Origin of the sequence: Nocardia cyriacigeorgica NBRC 100375 (assembly GCF_000308555.1) — a bacterium.
Classification (GTDB): Bacteria; Actinomycetota; Actinomycetes; order Mycobacteriales; family Mycobacteriaceae; genus Nocardia; species Nocardia cyriacigeorgica.
This window is the reverse complement of sequence record NZ_BAFY01000119.1, coordinates 12,300-31,362: the sequence shown is the minus strand read 5'-3', so window position 1 is coordinate 31,362 and position 19,063 is coordinate 12,300. Positions and strand designations below refer to the sequence as shown.

The 19,063-nt window shown below is 69.3% G+C and carries 15 protein-coding genes and 1 pseudogene; 10 read left to right on the top strand and 6 right to left on the bottom strand.

Annotated elements, in window-relative coordinates:
• The first annotated feature begins 341 nt into the window (after nt 1-341).
• On the top strand, nt 342-1,196 hold the full coding sequence (locus tag RJ05_RS11320) for a YdcF family protein (RefSeq protein ID WP_081597281.1): 855 nt from the start codon (nt 342-344) through the stop codon (nt 1,194-1,196).
• Nucleotides 1,197-1,462: 266 nt separating this feature from the next.
• Nucleotides 1,463-2,260: a putative protein N(5)-glutamine methyltransferase gene (locus RJ05_RS11315; protein WP_036536595.1), complete on the top strand. Its 798-nt coding sequence runs from the start codon at nt 1,463-1,465 to the stop codon at nt 2,258-2,260.
• 25 nt (nt 2,261-2,285) lie between these two features.
• On the opposite strand, the gene RJ05_RS11310 is transcribed toward RJ05_RS11315, so the two are convergent.
• Together RJ05_RS11310 and RJ05_RS11305 are read right to left on the bottom strand one after the other, a co-directional pair.
• A complete protein-coding gene (locus RJ05_RS11310) occupies nt 2,286-3,062 on the bottom strand; it encodes an SDR family NAD(P)-dependent oxidoreductase (RefSeq protein ID WP_051016435.1) in 777 nt (258 codons plus the stop codon).
• Nucleotides 3,063-3,150: 88 nt separating this feature from the next.
• Nucleotides 3,151-4,719 carry a succinic semialdehyde dehydrogenase gene (locus RJ05_RS11305; RefSeq protein ID WP_036536593.1) on the bottom strand — a complete coding sequence of 523 codons (1,569 nt, stop codon included), beginning with the start codon at nt 4,717-4,719 and terminating at the stop codon, nt 3,151-3,153.
• 130 nt (nt 4,720-4,849) lie between these two features.
• On the opposite strand from RJ05_RS11305, the gene RJ05_RS11300 reads away from it, so the two are divergent.
• The 8 genes and pseudogenes from RJ05_RS11300 (at nt 4,850) to RJ05_RS11265 (ending at nt 14,227) form a co-directional block, all read left to right on the top strand.
• Nucleotides 4,850-5,530: a TetR/AcrR family transcriptional regulator gene (locus RJ05_RS11300; protein ID WP_036536591.1), complete on the top strand. Its 681-nt coding sequence runs from the start codon at nt 4,850-4,852 to the stop codon at nt 5,528-5,530.
• Nucleotides 5,531-5,898: 368 nt separating this feature from the next.
• The gene (locus RJ05_RS11295; protein ID WP_036536588.1) at nt 5,899-6,948 is read left to right on the top strand and encodes a 3-oxoacyl-ACP synthase III family protein; all 1,050 of its coding nucleotides are present in this window, start codon (nt 5,899-5,901) and stop codon (nt 6,946-6,948) included.
• Between the two features lie 2 nt (nt 6,949-6,950).
• On the top strand, nt 6,951-7,874 hold the full coding sequence (locus RJ05_RS11290) for a beta-ketoacyl-[acyl-carrier-protein] synthase family protein (RefSeq protein ID WP_036536608.1): 924 nt from the start codon (nt 6,951-6,953) through the stop codon (nt 7,872-7,874).
• Nucleotides 7,871-9,553, top strand: coding sequence for a fatty acid CoA ligase family protein (locus RJ05_RS11285; protein ID WP_051016434.1), 1,683 nt, complete (start codon nt 7,871-7,873; stop codon nt 9,551-9,553). Before RJ05_RS11290 ends, RJ05_RS11285 begins: the two co-directional genes overlap by 4 nt.
• Nucleotides 9,550-9,837, top strand: coding sequence for a hypothetical protein (locus RJ05_RS11280; protein ID WP_036536586.1), 288 nt, complete (start codon nt 9,550-9,552; stop codon nt 9,835-9,837). Before RJ05_RS11285 ends, RJ05_RS11280 begins: the two co-directional genes overlap by 4 nt.
• Entirely contained in the window at nt 9,834-10,880 is a 1,047-nt protein-coding gene (locus RJ05_RS11275; RefSeq protein WP_051016433.1) for an NAD-dependent epimerase/dehydratase family protein, read from the top strand. The genes RJ05_RS11280 and RJ05_RS11275 overlap by 4 nt, the downstream gene beginning before the upstream one ends.
• 34 nt (nt 10,881-10,914) lie before the next feature.
• A complete protein-coding gene (locus tag RJ05_RS11270) occupies nt 10,915-12,111 on the top strand; it encodes a hypothetical protein (protein WP_036536584.1) in 1,197 nt (398 codons plus the stop codon).
• Nucleotides 12,108-14,227 (top strand): annotated as a pseudogene (locus tag RJ05_RS11265) (MMPL family transporter). Before RJ05_RS11270 ends, RJ05_RS11265 begins: the two are co-directional and overlap by 4 nt.
• Here RJ05_RS11265 and RJ05_RS32245 read toward each other — a convergent pair.
• The 4 genes from RJ05_RS32245 to recD form a co-directional block, all read right to left on the bottom strand.
• The gene (locus RJ05_RS32245) at nt 14,205-14,708 is read right to left on the bottom strand and encodes an Rv3235 family protein (protein WP_234012278.1); all 504 of its coding nucleotides are present in this window, start codon (nt 14,706-14,708) and stop codon (nt 14,205-14,207) included. The pseudogene RJ05_RS11265 and the gene RJ05_RS32245 sit on opposite strands and share 23 nt — an antisense overlap.
• 172 nt (nt 14,709-14,880) lie before the next feature.
• On the bottom strand, nt 14,881-15,795 hold the full coding sequence (locus RJ05_RS11255) for an RNA polymerase sigma-70 factor (RefSeq protein ID WP_036536582.1): 915 nt from the start codon (nt 15,793-15,795) through the stop codon (nt 14,881-14,883).
• Complete coding sequence (locus RJ05_RS11250; protein WP_036536580.1) at nt 15,792-16,997, bottom strand: NAD(P)/FAD-dependent oxidoreductase; 1,206 nt, start codon at nt 16,995-16,997, stop codon at nt 15,792-15,794. The genes RJ05_RS11255 and RJ05_RS11250 overlap by 4 nt, the downstream gene beginning before the upstream one ends.
• Before the next feature lie 129 nt (nt 16,998-17,126).
• Nucleotides 17,127-19,019 (bottom strand): exodeoxyribonuclease V subunit alpha, encoded by a 1,893-nt coding sequence (gene recD / locus RJ05_RS11245; RefSeq protein ID WP_036536578.1) that lies wholly within the window; start codon nt 19,017-19,019, stop codon nt 17,127-17,129.
• Nucleotides 19,020-19,063: the final 44 nt, after the last annotated feature.

Here is a 19,063-nt window from a genome sequence, read left to right as displayed (position 1 = left end):
GACGACGAGGGCGAGGGTGGGCGCGGTCCCGCTCTCGGACAGTGCCGCGGCACGCTGCTTGGTATCGGCATTGATGGCGGCGGCAAGTTCCTTGCCGGTCAGCGAAACGGTCTCCACGGGGGCCCAGCATAACCGGGCCCGCCCGGTGCGCTGTGTGCCGGAGGCCCACGCCGCGCGGATCCGCGCGATCCGGTCGCGGATTTACCGCCGCAATTCCCGCGCTCGCGGGCCTACCGGCCGTATCGTGATCAGTGTTTGCCACCGGCTAACTGCCAGCTGACCTACCGAAAACCCGTGTCACACGTGGAAAGGTGTCGACTGTAGTGACGATCTCGAGGCATATGAAGAACCTGGTCGCCGCCCTGTTCGCGGCGACCACCATCGCCGGGCTGGCCGCCGCGCCCTCCCAGGCCAGCCCGGAGACCGACGCCCTCTACAACTCCGCGCAGCGCCACTTCACCGCCGGCAACGATGCCGCGGGCCGCGACGATCTGCGCAGGCTCATCGGCGCCGACCCCACCGATGCCGAGGCGCTGTCGTTACAGGCCATCTGGTCGCATTACGCGGGCGATGTGCCTGCCTTCGCCGACGCGATGGGCCGGTTGCGTGCCGTCGACGCGGGCCTGGCGGGCGGTACCGATCATGTGATCAACGCGATCGGCGCGGCGGTGGCGACCCTGCCCAATCCGCTGCCCGCGCTGGTCGGCCCGCACACCGGCATCGTGGTGCTCGGCTACGGGCTGCTGCCCGACGGTTCGCTGCGGCCCGAGCTGGTGAACCGGCTGACGGCCGCGTGGATCCAGGCGGTCGCCTCGCCGTTCTCCCCGGTGGTCGTGACCGGTGGCAATCCGCAGAACGGGGTCGCCGAGGCCGATGCCATGTTCCATTGGCTGGTCGGGCGCGGGCTGCCCGCCTCACGTATCCACGTGGAGAACCGGGCCGGGTCCACCGTGCAGAACGCGCTGTTCAGCTCGCGGATGCTGCGTGATCTCGGCGCCACCAGCGCGGTCGTGGTGACTTCTCCGAACCACATCCGCCGCGCCGTCGCCGACTTCATCGTGGCGGGAACCCATGTGGTCGGCGCGATGACGTCGCTGGAACAGCTGGTCTCGCAGCTGCCGCCGCCGAGCAGGCAGGCCCAGCGCGGCATCTACCTCGACGCCACCCGCACCTTCCAGCTCGCCACCGCGCGCTGAGATCGGTAAGAACGCATCGCCGGGCCGGTCCGGCGCCGCTCAACGGGTCCACGCCGCTCAGCCAGGCCGTACCGCCCGGCCGGTGCACACCGCCCGGCACGACCGCCGCTCGCCGCGACCTCCACCCTGTGGCACTCGCTCGGCGGACGGCCGCGCCGATCGGCGCAGTCGCGTGGCCGATACGTCAGCAGCGCTGTCCGCCGCGAGCGGCTCGGCTACCCGATAACCCGGTGCGATCCCGTACCGCGCCGCAGCACACTGGAGCGGTGATCAATCCGAACTTCGATGCCGTGGTCGCACATCTGCGCGTGGCCGGATGCGTGTTCGCCGAGGACGAGGCCCGGCTGCTGCTCGACACGACCACCGATCGGGACGAACTCGACCGGCTGGTCGAGCAGCGGGCCGCGGGGGTTCCGCTGGAATACCTGCTCGGCTGGGTCGAGTTCCGCGGGCTGCGTATCGGTATCCGGCCGGGCGTGTTCGTGCCACGGCAGCGCACGGCGTTCCTGGTGGACGAGGCGGCGGCCCTGGCCCGCGCCGCAGGCCGCGCCGAACTCACAGTGGTGGATATGTGCTGCGGTTCCGGCGCCCTCGGGCTGGCGCTGGTCACCGAACTGGCGAAGCGGACGCCGCGAATCAGTCTGGACGCCGCCGATATCGATCCCGTCGCGGTCGCCTGCGCGCGGCAGAATCTGGAGCCGGTCGGCGGCCGAGCCCATCAGGGCGATCTGTTCGCCGCATTGCCGCCGCACCTGCGCGGGCGCGTCGACATCTTGCTCTGCAACACGCCCTACGTGCCGTCGAGCGAGATCGCGCACATGCCACCGGAAGCCCGCGACCACGAACCGGTCGCCGCGCTGGACGGCGGCCACGACGGGCTCGACATCTTCCGCCGCGTAGCCGCCGAAGCACCCGGATGGCTGGCCACCGGCGGTCATCTGCTGGTCGAGATCAGTGCGGAACAGGAAACCACCGCCGCTGCGATCGCCGCCGAGGCGGGACTCACCGCGGTGATCGCCCACTCCCCCGAGCTGTACGCGACCGCCATCATCTGCACACGCTGACCCCTGGTGGGTGCAGGCGCGCGGACTACTTGCGCCCGGTGAACTCCTCCATCGAGCGGTACACGCCCACCGTGTCGAGGAACAGGTCGCGCAGTTTGAGCGGCAGGATGCCCGACAGCGCCTTGTTCAGCCGTGAGGTCCACGGCAGGATCACCAGGGCCCCACCGTTCTTCATCTCCTGCCAGGAGGTCTCGACCACCTCTTCCTGCTTCAGGATCGGGGTCAGCAGGAAACCCTTGGCGCCGTCGAACATTCCGGTGTCGATGTAGGTCGGGCACACCGTGGTCACCTTGACGTGGTCGTGGCCGGCCTGCTCGAGTTCGATGCGCACCGAATCCGACCAGCCGAGCGCGGCCCACTTGGAGGCCGCGTAGACGCTCATCCGCGGGTTCGACACCAGACCGGCCGAGGACGCGATGTTCAGCACCCGGGCCTGGCCGGTGCCCGCGACCATGGCGGGCAGGAACTCGAGGGTGACATACATCGGCGCCAGCGAGTTGATCGCCATGGTCTTGTCGATGTCGGCGCGGTTGGTGGTCTCCCAGAAATAGGTGTTGCCACGCACGATTCCGGCGTTGTTGACCAGGATGTCGATATCGCCGACCTCCTCGCGCACCGCCTGGGCGGCTTCGCTGATCTGGTCGGGGGCGGAGACGTCGACGACGACATGGTGGATGGTGCCGCCGAGGGCGGCCAGTTCGGCCGCGGTGCTCTTCAGCGCGACCTCGTTGATATCCCACAGCACCACCGCCGCGGCGCCCTCACGGACGGCGCGTTCGGCGAACAGCTTGCCCAGACCCATGGCGGCACCGGTGACCAGAACTTCTTGCCCGCGACCGTTTCCAGTTTCATGATGTTGCGTCCCTTGTTCGATAGGTGGTGGTCTGCGGTCACTTCTGGCGCAGCGTCTTCATGAGTCCGAAGTACAGCGTCATGGTCTTGGCCCACAGCTCTTCCGACATTCCCGGCAGCGGGGCGACCGGCAGCACCCGCTGCATCGCGATGGTCTGGGTGTCGATGTATTTGAGCAGGCCCTCGGGTCCGTGGCGCCGGCCGGTGCCGGAGATACCGAGTCCGCCCGAGGGCGCGTCGACGCTGCCCCAGGCGGCGATGAAGCCCTCGTTGACGTTGACCGATCCGGCGTTGATCCGCGCGGCGACTTCACGTCCGCGGGCGGCGTTCTTGGTCCAGACGCTGGCATTGAGCCCGTAAGCGGTGTCGTTGGCCTGTTCGACGGCCTCGTCATCGCTGCTGACGCGGTACACCGACACGACCGGGCCGAAGGTTTCCTCGCGGTAGACCGTCATGCCTGGCCGCACGTCGGCGAGCACGGTCGGTTCGAAGAAGTAAGGGCCGAGGTCGGGGCGGTGTTTACCGCCGGCGAGCACCCTCGCGCCCTTGGCGACCGCGTCCTCGACGTGGGCGCGCACCGTGTCCAGCTGGCGCTGGAAGGTCAGCGACCCCATGTCGGCGCGGAAGTCCAGGTCGGCCCCGAGCTTCACGGCCTCGACGTTGGCGACGAATTCGCGCACGAACGTGTCGTAGACGGCGTCGTGGACGTAGATGCGCTCCATCGATTCGCACAGCTGACCGGCCGAGGCGAAGCAGGCCCGTACGGCGGTCTTGGCGGCCGCCGATACGTCGGCGTCGGCCAGCACCAGCAGCGGGTTCTTGCCGCCGAGTTCGAGGGAGTAGCCGATGAGCCGCTCGCCCGCCTGCTTGGCGATGGTGCGGCCGGTGGCGCTGGAACCGGTGTAGTCGACGTAGTCGGCCCGGTCGATGACCTCACCGCCGATCACCGCACCGCGGCCGAGCACGATCTGCCACAGACCCGCGGGCAGCCCGGCACGTTCGGCGGCATCGACGGCCCACAGCGCGGTGAGGGCGGTCTGGTTGTCCGGGCGGCCGACCACAGCATTGCCCGCGACCAGGGCGGGCAGCGCATCCGACACGGCCAGGGCCAGCGGATAGTTCCACGGCGAGATGACCGCGACGACACCCTTGGGCCGATGCCGCACGTCGACCTTGGTCAGTACCGGCAGCACACCGCGCGGCTTGCGGGTGGCCAGCAGCTTCTCCGCGACCGAGGCGTAGTAGCGGGAGTTGACCGCGACGTCGCCGACCTCGTCGAAGGCGTGCGCCCGGGACTTGCCGGTCTCGGTCTGCACGATATCGAGGATCGTGTCCTGTTCCTTCAGCACGATGTCGTGGAAGCGGCGCAGCACCGCCACCCGCTCCCGGACCGGGCGCGCCGCCCATGCGCGCTGGGCCTGCCGGGCACGGTCGAAGGCCGCGTCGATATCGGTGGTCGAGGACTGCGGCAGGTCGGCGATCTTGCGGCCGGTCGCCGGGGCGAAGACCTCCACCGAGGGCGCACCGCCGGCGGCGGCACGGGCGAGCAGCGGTTTCACCAGCGCCGGGGACAGCGCGTCGGCGTCGGTGTGCCGGGCAGTCGTCATGATCGGCCTTCTCCTGCGATCGGTGGATTAATTGAACACTGGTGTTAGATTAATATCCGTGACGAGCGCCATGTCAAGCTCTCCGATGTGCACGAGAGCCATGAACCGATCCGCGGCGTGAGGGTCGGCCATGTCTGAGACCACCGCGCGACGCGGCAGGCCACCGCAGACCAAGCAGCAGGCCGAGCAGGTGCGGTCCCGGATCGTGCTCGCCACCGCGGAGGTGTTCAGCAGGACCGGCACGCGCGGTTTGAGCGTCGCGCAGATCATCGAGCAGGCCGGAATTGCCCGGCCGACGTTCTACCGTTATTTCGCGAATGCCACCGAGCCACTGCTGCTGGTACTCGACGCCTCCAACGAGGGCCTGGTCGAGGGCATCCGCAATGCCCTGACCGTCACCGCCGAAGGCGTGGAACTCGGCATCCGGCTCATCGACGCCTTCCTGGATTGGGCCCGCGGCCACGGCCCGATGCTGCGCCCGTTGTTCGCCGAACTGCATGATCCGGCGTCCCCGGTGTCCGGTTACCGGGAGCGGGCCCTCGACGAAATCCGCGCGACCGTGCGTGAGAAGTTCAGCGAACTGGGCCGCCCCATCCCCTCGCCCCTGGATCTGGACGCCGCACTGCACGTCTGCGAGTACGTCGTCTATCGCATCTCGGCGAGCGCCGCGCCCGGCTCCGAGCCCGACCCGGAGACCGTGGCCGCCGCCCGCGTCACCATGATCCGCGTCGTGCTGGCAACTCTCGGCAATACCGACGATCTCAATTACGCGATGGAGCTGCCCGGAATCTTTCCGGCCGCCCCACAGTGAGTATCGAGGCTTCCCACGCAGGCCCGCACCCCGGCGCGGACAGTGAAGTCACTCACAGCCAGCGGTGAAAAGGACCGGACCGCACAGCCTTCCGAGGCGATAGCCACGCGTTCGCCAGCCTGAGCTGTCCGGCTAGTGAGGAACTGCGGCGTTCCCATCCATCAGGGTGGCGGGTCACCAACGGGTCATAGCCACACGGTGACCAGATTAGTGATACCGCACGATACAGCAAGGCCAATCCCGCGGTGCCTCAGCATCGTTCGCGACTTCGCCGGATCCCGGCGCTAGTTACCGTCGGGTAATGTCCGCGGCGTCGATCACCCCAGGAACGATCCCGAACGCATTCGTCATCGATTTCAGGAGCCCACGTGCTGCATTCTCGATTCGAATCCATCGGCGCCTATCTGCCTTCACACACCGTCACCACCGATGAGGTGTTGTCCCGGTTGGCAATTCCGCCGTCATTCGATCTCGAACGGATCACCGGCGTCACCGAGCGCCGCGTCCGCGATACCCGGCCGGGCCACGAGGAGGATTCGTTCACCCTCGCCATGGCCGCCGCCGCCGACTGTTTGTCCAGGTCACGTTATGCGGCTTCGGAGATCGACATCATCATTTCCACCTCGATCACGCGCAGCAAGAACGCCACCCGGATGTACATGGAGCCGTCGTTCGCCTCTGCCATCGGACGCGCGCTCGGCGCGACCAACGCCATCACGTTCGATATCTCGAATGCCTGCGCCGGAATGCTCACCGGCACCTACATTCTCGACAGAATGATTCGGTCCGGCGCGGTCCGCAATGGTCTCGTGGTCAGCGGTGAGGCGATCACACCCATTTCCGATACCGCGGTGAACGAGATCTCGGAGAAATACGATCTGCAATTCGCCTCGCTCACCGTGGGCGATTCCGGGTGCGCACTGGTGCTCGATCAGGCGGTCGACGACGCCGACAAGATCCACTACATCGAGATGATGACGGCCTCGGAGTATTCGCATCTGTGCCTCGGCATGCCGAGCGACAAGACCCAGGGCGTGGCCCTCTACACCGACAACCGCAAGATGCACAACGAGTCCCGGTTCCTGCTGTGGACCGACACCCAGCGCGACTTCCTGGCAAAACGCGGTCGCACGTTCGCCGACGAGGAATTCGACTACATCATCCACCACCAGTTCGGCGCGGCCGCCGTGCCGTACATGAACGCCATCGGCGAACGGGAGTTCGGCACCCCGATGCCGCCGGACCTCAATGTCATCCACAAGTACGGAAACACCTCCACCACATCACATTTCATCGTGCTGCACGATCAGCTCGGCGAGGACAACATTCCGGCCGGGTCGAAGCTGCTGATGATTCCGGCGGCTTCGGGGGTTGTCACCGGGTTCCTGTCCACCACCATCTCCTCCCTGAAGGTGTGATCATGGGCGTACGTATCACCGCCACCGCTGTCAGCCGGGCCGAGGACACCCGCAGCGTCGTCGAGAACAGCGGCCGGGCCGCGCGACACTGCCTGGAACGGGCCGGGGTGCGGCCCGACCAGATCGGGGTGCTGATCAACGCGGGGATCTACCGCGACTCGAACACCGTGGAGCCCGCGGTCTCGGCCCTGATCCAGAAGGCCGCCGGGATCGGGCTCGAATACGGCGTCGACGACCCGCGCACGTTCTCCTTCGACCTGATGAACGGCGCGGTCGGGGTACTCGACGCGGTCCGGGTCGGCACCGCCATCCTGGAGACCGGCAGCGCGACGCACGTACTGATCGTCTCCGGCGACACCCACCCCTCGCTGACCCGCACCGCCGCCACCGAGGACTTCCCGTACGCGAGCTCGGGCGCCGCGCTGCTACTCGAATCCACCAGCGGCGCCGAAGGTTTCGGCCGGGTGCACAGCCTCAGCGGCGCCGGCGGTCCCGGCATCGAGGCCTACGTCGATACCGCGACCATGGGCACGGTCGGCCGCAGCCTGATGACGGTGGTGCGCGAACCCGATGTCGAGCAGCGGCTGCTGGCGCTCGCGTCGGAGGCGGCACTGGCCGCACTGGGCGACTCGGGTCACGCCGACCTGTCCGGCACCGCACTCATCGCTTCGACGCCGAGCCCGGACTTCCCCGCCCGGCTCGCCGAATCCCTTGGTATCGCGGCAGATTCGGTTCTGCTCCCCGATCTCACCGACGGCGACCCACACACCGCCGCCCTCACCCACGCCTACGACCTGGCGGCCGCCGGCAATGGTCTCGACGGGCACACGCATGTGCTGTTCGTCGCCGCGGGTGCGGGCCCGTCGGCGGCAGCGGTGCTGTACCGGCTGCCCGAGCGCGTGGCCACCGCCGGAGCCGCTGCGTGAGCACGGCGACCTACTGGCAGGCCATCGATCGGTTCCGGGCGGTCGCCCAGAGCGACCCGGAACGCGAGGCGGTGATCTTCCCCGCGCACGTGCCCGAGGGCGGCGGGGCGCCCACCTATCGGACGTTGAGCTACCGCGAGCTGGATCGCTGGTCCGACACCATCGCCGAGCGTCTCACCGCCGACGGGGTCGGCGCCGGAACCCGCACCATCGTGCTGGTGCTGCCGAGCCCGCAGCTGTACGCGATCATGCTCGGGCTGTTGAAGATCGGCGCGGTGCCGGTGGTCATCGACCCGGGGATGGGCCTGCGCAAAATGGTGCACTGCCTGCGCGCGGTCGAGGCCGAAGCCTTCATCGGGATACCGCAGGCGCATGCGGTCCGGGTGCTGTTCCGGCGCAGCTTCCGGCGGGTGCGCACCAGCGTCACCGTCGGGCGGCGGTGGTGCTGGGGCGGCGACACGCTGGCCGAATGGGGGCGCGAGCCGAGTGGTGCGGGACTCGACCGGGCACCGGCGGATCCGGACGAGGTCTTGCTGATCGCCTTCACCACCGGCAGCACCGGACCAGCCAAGGCGGTCGAACTCACCCACGGCAATCTGGCCGCGATGGTCGAACAGGTGCATACCGCGCGTGGTGGCGTCGCGCCGGAGACCTCGTTGATCACCCTGCCCCTGGTCGGGATCCTCGATCTGCTGCTCGGCGCGCGGTGTGTGCTGCCGCCGCTGATCCCGAGCAAGGTCGGGTCCACCGATCCGGCGCACGTGATCGACGCGATCACCCGGTTCGGGGTGCGCACGATGTTCGCCTCCCCCGCGGTGCTGATCCCGCTGCTGCGCGAGCTGCGGCGGCGGCCGACACCGTTGCCGACCCTGGACAGCGTCTTCTCCGGCGGCGCGCCGGTACCGCACTGGTGCATCGCCGGGCTGCGCGAGGTGCTGCACGACGACGCCGAGGTCTACGCCGGCTACGGCTCGACCGAGGCCCTGCCGATGGCGACCATCGAATCGCGGGAACTGCTGGACGGTCTGGTGGAGCCGACTCGACGCGGGGCGGGCGTGTGTATCGGGCGCCCCTCGGACCGGATCGAGGCCCGCATCATCGCCATCACCGATGACCCGCTGCCGACCTGGGCCGACGCCGAGAAACGCGCGCCGGAACTGGCCGGCACGCGCGGAATCGGCGAGCTCGTGGTCGCGGGCCCGAACGTCAGCACCCGGTACTACTGGCCGGACCGGGCCAACACCGCGGGCAAGATCGCCGACGGCACACGCATCTGGCATCGCACCGGCGACCTGGCCACCATCGACGAGCAGGGCCGGATCTGGTTCTGCGGACGCAAGTCTCAGCGCGTCGTCACCACCGCGGGACCGATGTTCACCGTCCAAGTCGAGCAGATCTTCAACACCGTGGCCGGGGTAGCGCGGACCGCCCTGGTCGGCGTGGGTGCACCGGGTGCGCAGCGTCCGGTGCTGTGTGTGGAACCGGAAGCCGGCGCGGACACCGCGTCGGTGGTGTCGGCCCTGCGGGCGCTGGCCGCGCGGTCCGAACTCACCGCCGACGTCGATCACTTCCTGATTCATCCATCGTTCCCCGTCGACATCAGGCACAACGCCAAGATCGGCCGGGAAGAACTGGCGGTCTGGGCCGCGAGGCAATTGCGCGGAAGTGGGGCGCAATGAGAACGACAGTCCTGCGCGCGATCCCCATCATCGGCTGGTTGTACCTGGTCGCCGGGCTCATCGCCGCGTCGACCCGGCGTGCACCAGCGCACCGGCTGCCACGCGCCCTGTGGTGGATCGATGCGTTCCTGAGCATCGTCGTGCACGCGGCGCAGATTCCGTTCGCCCTGCGCGCCGCCCGCCACAGCGGCCGCTCGCCGACCGAAATAGCGCTCATGACACAGATTTTCGGGCTCACCTGGTGGCGCACCGCAGACCACGGACAACGGGAGGACACACGATGAAGGTCCTGGTGACGGGCGCCTCCGGCTTCCTGGGCGGGGCGCTGGTGCGGCGACTGGTGCGCGACGGCGAGCACGAGGTGTCGATACTGGTGCGCCGCACCAGCCACCTCGGCGACCTGGGCGAACTCGACGGTGTCCGGGTGGTCACCGGCGATCTGACCGACGAAGCCTCGCTACGGCGGGCGACCGAGGGCATCGATGTGGTGTTCCACAGCGCCGCCCGGGTCGACGAACGCGGCAGCCGCCGCCAGTTCTGGGCCGAAAACGTCCGCGCGACCGAAGTTCTGCTCGACGCCGCCCGCGGGCACGGCGCCGCGCGTTTCGTGTTCATCTCCAGCCCGAGCGCGCTGATGGACCGCGACGGCGGCGATCAGCTCGACGTCGACGAATCGCTGCCGTATCCGCGCAGATACCTGAACCTGTACTCCGAGACCAAGGCCGCCGCCGAACGCGCGGTGCTGGTCGCCGACACACCCGGTTTCCGCACCTGCGCGCTGCGGCCACGCGCGATCTGGGGTGCCGGCGACCGCTCCGGGCCGATCGTGCGGCTGCTCGGGCGCACCGCCGAGGGCGCGCTGCCCGACCTGTCATTCGGCCGCACCGTGTACGCGTCGCTGTGCCATGTCGACAATATCGTCGACGCCTGCGTGAAGGCCGCGACCGTCGATGGCGACGCGGTAGGCGGTAAGGCCTACTTCATCGCCGACGCCGAACGCACCGATGTCTGGGGCTTCCTCGCCGCCGTCGCCGCCGACCTCGGCTACGCCCCGCCGAGCCGAACCCCGAATCCGCGGGTGGTGCGTGCCGCCGTCGCGGTGATCGAGACGATCTGGCGATTGCCGCCGGTGGCTACCCGCTGGTCGCCGCCGCTGTCGCGGTATGTGGTCGCGTTGCTCACTCGCTCGGCCACCTACGACACCACTGCCGCGGCCCGGGATCTCGGCTATCGGCCGATCATCGACCGGGACACGGGTCTCGCGTCCTTCCTGACCTGGCTCGCCGGCAACGGCGGCGTCACCGAACTCACCAAGACGGTGCGCTGACCCGCGAACCGTCACACCGATCAACGAGGTAGATATGGCTACCGGCACCGTGTTCCGCCGGATCTCCCCCACCGAACGCATGTATTTCCCGATGCGTGATCTGGCGCCGCCGTTCCTCATGCAGCTCGTCTTCCCCGGTGCGGGCGAGATCGATCCGGAGCGGTTGCGGGAGGCGGTCGCGATCGCGTCGGCCGCGTGCCCGGGGTCGCGGTTGGTGCGCCGAGGCCGCGACTGGGTCGACAGCGGTGTGCCCGCGGCGGTGCGGGTGATCGAGGACTGGTCGATCGACTACGACTCGCTCGACGGTGATCCGGTGGTGCACAGCCCGATCGGGCCTACCGACGAGGCGACCTGTGAGGTGCTGCTGCTCACCACGCAGCCGGTGACCCTGATCTTCCGGGCCTTCCACGGGGTGATGGACGGCATGGGTCTGGTGACGTGGGCGTTGGCCGTGCTGGCGGCGCTGCGTGGTGAAGAGCCGGAGCCCATGCCCGATCCGGTCGCCGATCAGGAGCTGGTGCGGCGCGTCGGCGCTCTGGGCAAGCCGACGCTGATGCTGCCGAAATACCGCGCCGCCGTCGGGCACGGCCGGCAGGCCTCCGGTGAACCGCGGCATCTGTTGCGCCGCCGCACTGTTGCCGCGAGCGCGCCCGGCGCGGTGGCCAAGATCGCGGCCATCCTGGCCGACCGGACTCCGGGCACCTCGCGGATCATGATGCCGGTGGATCTGCGGCGGCACGATCCGCAGTTGCGGTCCACCGCTAACCTCGCGCTGCCGTTGTTCTTCGACATCACCGCGGGAACGTCGTGGACCGAGATCAACGAGATGAAGCGCGCGGGGCTGGCGCAACGGCTCGAGCTGAATCAGATGGACAACAGCGGACTGGCCGACATCCCGCAGCCCGCCGGCCGCGCACTGCTGCACACACTGAACTGGCTGGGAGCCAGGTTCGGCCGCAACCTCGCCTCGGCCACGGTCTCGCATATGGGCCGATTCGATCTGGACGAACTCGCCACACCCGGCTTCCGGCCGACCTCGGTGCTGATCCTGCCGCAGCACAGTGTGGCGATGCCGCTGCTGTTCGGGTTGATGGAATCGGGTGGAAAATCCGAGTTGACGGTCTCCGCGCGGAACGGCCGCGGCGTCGCCGAGCGGCTGGACGCGTTGCTCGACCGGATCGTGGCGGGGCTGGAAGCCGCGGTACCCGTCGATGACGAGAGTGTGCGATGAGGGCCTGGGCGCGGTTGGTCATCGCCCGTCCGCGCACCGTCCTCGCGGTCGTGATCGGGCTGATGCTGTTGTGCGCGGCCTACGGCGCGAGCGCGTCGGACAAGGTGGGCGCGGCCGGATTCACCGATCCCGGTAGCGAATCCAGTCGGGTCGACGCCCTGGTGCGGGAGCAGGTCGGGCCCACGAGCGCGGACGTCGTCGCCGTCTACACCGCGCCGGACGGGCAGCGCCTCGACGAGATCGGCCCGCAGATCACCGCGGCCATCGAGCGGATCGACCCCGCCCTGCTGGCGCGGCCGGTGGAAAGCTACTGGAACAGCACACCGCCGCGCACCCAGTTCTTGCGCTCGGCCGACGGCCGCCAAGGCCTTGCGGTGGTCTTCCTGGCCGGCGACGACAACCAGCGCATCACCGCCTTCGAGTCGTCGAAGCTGATTTGCTGGTTCCCGGAATCCACACCGAACTGGCCGGTTTCAGCGCGCTGGCCGACGAGATCACCACCCGATCCCAGCAGGATCTGATTCTCGCCGAATCCATTTCCATCCCGATCACCCTGCTCATCCTGGTGCTGGTCTTCGGGGGTCTTGCCGCTGCCTCGATGCCGGTGCTGGTCGGCGCGCTCGCGGTGGGTGGGTCGTTGGCGGCGATCCGGGCGTTGACCGAGTTCACCGAGGTCACCACGTTCGCGGTCAACATCGCGTCGCTGATCGGGCTCGGCATGGCCATCGACTACGGCCTGTTCCTGGTCACCCGGTTCCGGGAGGAGCGGGCCGGCGGGCTCGACGTGCCCGCCGCGATCGAACGCACCTGCGCGACGGCCGGGCGCACCGTCGCCTTCTCGGCCTCGCTGCTGATCTGCGCCTTCGCCGGAACATTCGTTTTCCCGCAGCCGGTGCTGAAATCGCTCGGATTCGGTGCGATCGCCGCGGTCGCGCTGGCGGCGGCGCTGTCGCTGACCGTCCTGCCCGCGATGCTCGCACTGTTCGGCACCAGGCTCGGCGCCTCCCGCGGACGCGGCCGGACCGAGCGGTTCTGGGGGCGCGTGGTCGATGCCGTGCTGCGTCGCCCGGGCATCGTCGCGCTGGCGGTGACGGCGGTGCTGCTGGTGCTGGCGACACCGCTGCTCGGCGCGCGCCTCGGCGATATCGACCATCGTGCCCTGCCTCCGGACAACCCGATGCGCACCACCGTCGAGGAACTCACCGACCGTTTCCCGGCGGCCAACAGCGGTGTGACCGCGGTGCTGCACGGTGTCGACGGTGCGCCACCGCCGGCCGAAACCGTCGCGCAGGTGATACGCGAGATCGGTGCCGTGCCCGGGGCCGGCCCGGTGTTCCAGACCGGGCGGGCAACCGATTTCGTCGTCGTCCACGCGATGCTCGACAGTGCCGACCGCAGCGACGACGCGATCGCCGTCGTCGAGGCGGTGCGGGCGCTCGCACCGCCCGCCGGGACCGAGCTGCGGGTGGGTGGCGATACCGCGGCGACCATGGACAGCGTGGACTCGATCACCGCCGCCCTGCCGTGGATGATCGCGGTGATGGTGGTGGCGACCCTGCTGCTGCTCGGCATCGCCTTCCGCTCGATCGTGCTGCCGATCAAGGCGGTGGCCATGGCCTTCGTCAGCCTCGCCGCCACCTTCGGCATCCTCACCTGGATCTTCCACGACGGACACCTCGCCGGCGTGCTCGGTGTCACGCCGGGCCCACTCGCCGCGGGCATGGTGGTCCTGATCATCGCGGTGGTGTTCGGGCTGTCCACCGACTACGAGGTGTTCCTGCTGTCACGGATGGTCGAGTCGCATCACGCCGGGGCGGGAACGGCCGAATCGGTGCGCACCGGCACCCTCCGCACGGCCCGCGTCATCACCGCCGCGGCAGTGCTGCTCATCATCGTCACCGGCGCGTTCACCCTCTCCCCCCTCACCCCCATGCGCTTCCTCGGCCTCGGCATGATCATCGCCCTCATCATCGACGCGACCCTGGTGCGGATGCTGCTGGTACCGGCGCTGGTGCAGTTGATGGGGCCGGTCAACTGGTGGATGCCTGGGGTGGGGCGGGGCGCGGGCGGGGCGACGAAGGCGCAGCCTGTCCCTATCCGATTCGCAGGGCCGTGAGGCGCCAGCCGTGCCGGCGTGTGTGGGTGATTCGCCCGGCCAACGCGAGGTAGCGGGGACCACGCCGATAACGGGCGAATATCTCGGCATCCGGGCCATCGTCGATCACTACGTCGATGCGCACCAGGACAGCGGGCCCGAGCCGACGGCTGGGCACCAGCTCCGCGTCGACGAGCGTGCGCAGCCGAGCGTGCACGTCGGGACTCATCCACGCCGCCAGCTGTTTGACCGGGCGTCGCCTGTCGAGGACTTCGAGGACAGCACGGGCGGTCCGCTCGGCGAAGACGTATGCGGTAGCCGGGGTCCGATCGGTCGCCGGTGTCGGGTATGCCGGACAGCGAGCGGGAGAGGGCGCCGCGCTCCGGGCGGCACACGTCGGCGTCGCATGCCTATTGCCGGGTTTCGTCCGTATTCTGCTCCCGCACACAGCGTTCGGAGCCGTTGATACCGACCGTGTCCCCTGCACCTGATCTCGCGCCATGCACCATCCCCTGACTCACGACGACCATCCGATGGAACCGTCCAGTGCTACCAGCGGCGCCACACGCCGATTCTGCTGTCGCACAGAGGTATTGCCACGAGTAGCGCACTACTTGTTCAGGGCACCCTCTGGGTATCGCGATGCGAGTGGTCTGCGACCGTGCCGCAGCTTGTCAGCGATTACCGAGATCGTGCACGGCGCCCTCCGCGACCGACTGCAACTTGTCCGGATTGGCGACGTTGTGGATGGCGATGATGCGGCCATCGGGGTCGAGGGTGACGGTGAGGGTGGCGATCACCCGGTCGGGTCCGCGGAACAGCACACCGGCGGCACCGTTGATCTCGACCAGCTCGACTCGCATATCCGCCGGCGCCACGCCTTGGTAGGGGCGGGTGCCGACGGCCGCGAACCAGGGGGCCACCTTGTCCGCGCCCACCACCGGTCGCATGGCCTGACGCACCTTGCCGCCGCCGTCGGTCCACAGGGTGACGTCAGGGGCCAGCAGGTCCATCAGCGTATTGATATCCCCGCCGGTCGCCGCCGCGACGAACTTGGTGGTGACATCGCGCTGCTTGCTGCGGTCGGCGCTGAACCTCGGCCGGCGCGCCTGGACATGCCCGCGGGCGCGGTGCGCGGCCTGGCGCACCGCGTCCTCGGAGCGGTCGACGGCCTGGGCGATTTCGGCATAGCTGAAATCGAAGACCTCCTTGAGCACGAAGACCGCCCGCTCGATCGGGCTGAGTGTTTCCAGCACCACCAGCATCGCCATCGACACCGATTCCGCGCCGGTGACGTCGTCGACGATGTCGCCGGTGGTCAGGATCGGCTCGGGCAGCCACGGACCGACGTAGGTTTCGCGTTGGTGGCGGGTGGAGCGCAGCCGGTCCATGGCCAGGTTGGATACGATTCGGGCGAGATAGCCTTTCGGCTCGCTGACGCGGGAGCGGTCCACCGTCGACCATTTCAACCAGGCATCCTGGACCGCGTCCTCGGCGTCGGCGGCGCTGCCGAGGATGCGGTAGGCGACGGCGAACAGCAGGTTGCGGTGCTCGTCGAAGAGCTGCTGGGCGTCATCGGATGCGGTCATCGCGCACCTGCCCGGCGGGTGTAGCGGCCGCCGCTGGGCCAGATGGCGCCCGAACCGGGGAACCGGGTCATGCGCTGGAAGGTCGGCCACGGTGCTGAGCTCACCGTCTCCTTGTACCAGGTTGCGCGCTTGCCGGTCAGGTACCAGCGGCGCGGCGAGCTGTCCGGCTTGGTGAACTGGATGACGGCGTCGTTGCGCCCGAGGCTGACCGGCGTGTGGTAGTAGCCGAACCGGAAGGCTTTGGGCTGCTTGCCTTTCAACTCGCGCGCCAGCGACACCGCAGCGTGCACGCCGGTCGGCATTCCGCTCTGGCAGGTGCCGTGCATGAGGCCGTACCCCTGTTCGATGGCGGCGGCGTCGCCGACAGCGTAGACGTTCGGGTGCGAGATCGAACGCAGTGTGGCCCCGGTGACGATGCGGCCCCGCTCGTCGACCGCAAGGCCTGCCGCGGCCGCGACCGGATTGGCGCGAACACCGCTGGTCAACAGCACGGCGTCGGCGTGGATGCTCTCACCATCGGCCAGCGCGACCGAATCGGCGAGCACCTTCACCACCTCGGCTCCGGTGCGCACCTCGACGCCCAGCCGTTCCAGTACCGACCGCAGGTACGCACGGGGCTTGTCGGCCATGGCGGCGCCGGGCTCGTCGCGGCCGAGCAGCAGCACCCGCAGCCGCGGATACCGTTCGGCGATTTCGGCGGCCGACTCGATACCGGTGAGCCCGGCACCGCCGACCACGACCGTTCCGGCCTCGAGCCGGTCCAGGCGTGCGGCGAAGGCCGTGGCGTCCGCGGCAGTATCGAGCGTGAAGGCGTGCTCGTCGGCTCCTGGCACCCGGCCGGTGTCGGCGACGCCGCCCAGGGCGTAGACCAGGCGGTCGTAGTGCAGCAGCCGCTGGTCATCGAGGCGAACTGTGTTCGCCTCGGGGTCGATCGCCGCGACCCGGCCCCGGATGAATCCGACGCCGATGCTGTCCAGCAACTCCGGGATATCGAACTCGGCCAGCCGTTGCACGGTCGCCACCTGGTGCAGCCGCAGCCGCTCCACGAAACGCTCGTCGGCATTGATCACGGTCACCCGCACATCCTCGCGGTTCTTCACCCGGGCACCCAGGTTCACCGCCGCCGACATCCCGGTGTATCCGGCCCCGAGGACCAGGATTTCCCGCTGTGCCATTCCCTTGGTCTCGTCGTGCTCGTGCATCGTCGCATCCCTTCTGATAATCCGTCGATGCACCCGAGACGTAAGTTGGGCCGCCGAACGTGACATCCTCGAGAGTGACCTGCATCACATGAGCGAAGGCATCGGCGATCCGGGTCGGTGCCGCCACCTTCACTCCCCCCGCTGACTCAACCCACTCGCCCGCAGCACCCGGCGCGCCGTGGCGGCGCGGATGGCGGCGTCGGTGCCGATGATGCGGACGTGGCCGCGGGCACGGGTGATGGCGGTGTAGAGCAGTTCGCGGGTGAGCAGGGTGGATTCGGGTTCGGGCAAGACGATGGTGACGGCGTCGTATTGGCTGCCTTGGCTGCGGTGGATGGTCATGGCGAAAACGGTGACCACGGAGGGGAATTGGGTCGGATGCACGAGGTAGGGTTCGCTGCCGCGTTGCAGGGCGACGCGCAGCGATCCGTCGGTTTGGCGGATGACGACGCCGGTGTCGCCGTTGTAGATGCGGGCCTCGTGGTCGTTGGCGGTGACCAGCAGCGGCTGTCCCGGGTACCAGGTGGGTTGACCGGAATCGGGGCCCGCTCCCGCGGCGGCGGCCCATTCGCCGGCCATCCGGTCCCAGCGTTCGACCCCGAACGGCCCCTGGCGGTGGGCGCACAGCAGGCGATGTGATTCCAGGGCGGTGAGCGCGGCGGCGGCGTCACCGGCCAGGGCGGCGTCGGTGACCTGCTGGGCGGCGGTGACCACATCGGCGCGGACGGCGGCGGTGTCCTCCGGCTCGCACAGCGACAGGGCGTCACCGCCGTCACGCAGCAGCCCCAAGGCGGTCTCGGAGTCGCCGGCCCGCACCGCCACCGCCAGATCGGCGATCCGGCCGCCGAACCGGCGCCCGCGAGTGAGCCGGACGATGCCGCCACGCAACCGGGTCCGTTCCAGCGCGGTCAACGCCTCGGGATCGGCCGCGGACCCGGTGGCCGGGCCGATGATCTGCTCCAGCACCGGATTCGGGGTGCCGACCACCGGCCCGGCCACCAGGTCGGCGAGCACCGCGCCCGCGTCGACCGAGGCGAGCTGATCCGGGTCGCCGACCAGCACCAGCCTGGTATCCGGGCGCAGCGCCGCCATCAGCCTGCTCATCATGGTCAGCGACACCATCGAGGTCTCGTCGACCACGATGACGTCGTAGGGCAGCCGGTTGAATTCGTGATACCGGAACCGGGTGCCGCGGCCGCGCTGCCAGCCCAGCAGCCGGTGCAGGGTGGCGGCGCTCAGTTCGGGCAGCCCGAGTTCGGCGGCCTGATCGCGCACCGCTTCCTGCAACCGCGCCGCGGCCTTACCGGTGGGGGCGGCCAGCGCGACCCGCAAGGCCGGCGCCTTCGGATTCGCCCGCTGATGGGCGTCGAGCAAGGCGATGATGCGGGCGATGGTGTGGGTTTTGCCGGTGCCGGGCCCGCCGGCGACGACGGTGGTCCAGTGGGTTGCGGCGAGTGCCGCGGCCAGGCGCTGCCGGTCGGGTGCGGTCGATCCGGGTTCCGCGCCGGGCGTGGTGAACAGCCGGTCGAGTTCGCCGCGCACCACGGCCGGATCGACCACCGGATGCCGGTCCGAACGTTCGGTGAGCACCCGCCGGATGGTCTGTTCCTGCTGGTAGTAGCGGTCCAGGTAGAGCAGCGGGCCGCCCTCGCGGCGACCTTCGACCAGCCGCAGCGGCCGCAGCGGCCCGGCGGTACCGCCGACCACCAGCGGGCTGACTCGCAGCGCGGCGAGCACCTCGTCGAATTCCGGCCACGGCAGCGTCGCCGGATCGATGGTGGTGTCCCAGGTTTCGTCGGCGTCGATGCCGATCTCGCGCATCCGGGCCAGTTCCAGGCACACCGACCCCGACCGCACCGCCCGCACCGCCAAAGCGGCCGCGAACAGCGCCGATTCGGACTCTTCCCGGCCGAGCCGCCCCAGCCGCACCGCGACATGCACATCCGCGGCCGAGAGCACCCCGGCTTCGTTGAAGGTGCGCAACAGACCGGTTCCCCGCTGAGCGATCTGAATGGAGGTCACGACCGCAGCTCCCTCCTCGGTCGCCGCGCACCGCGATGCGCAGC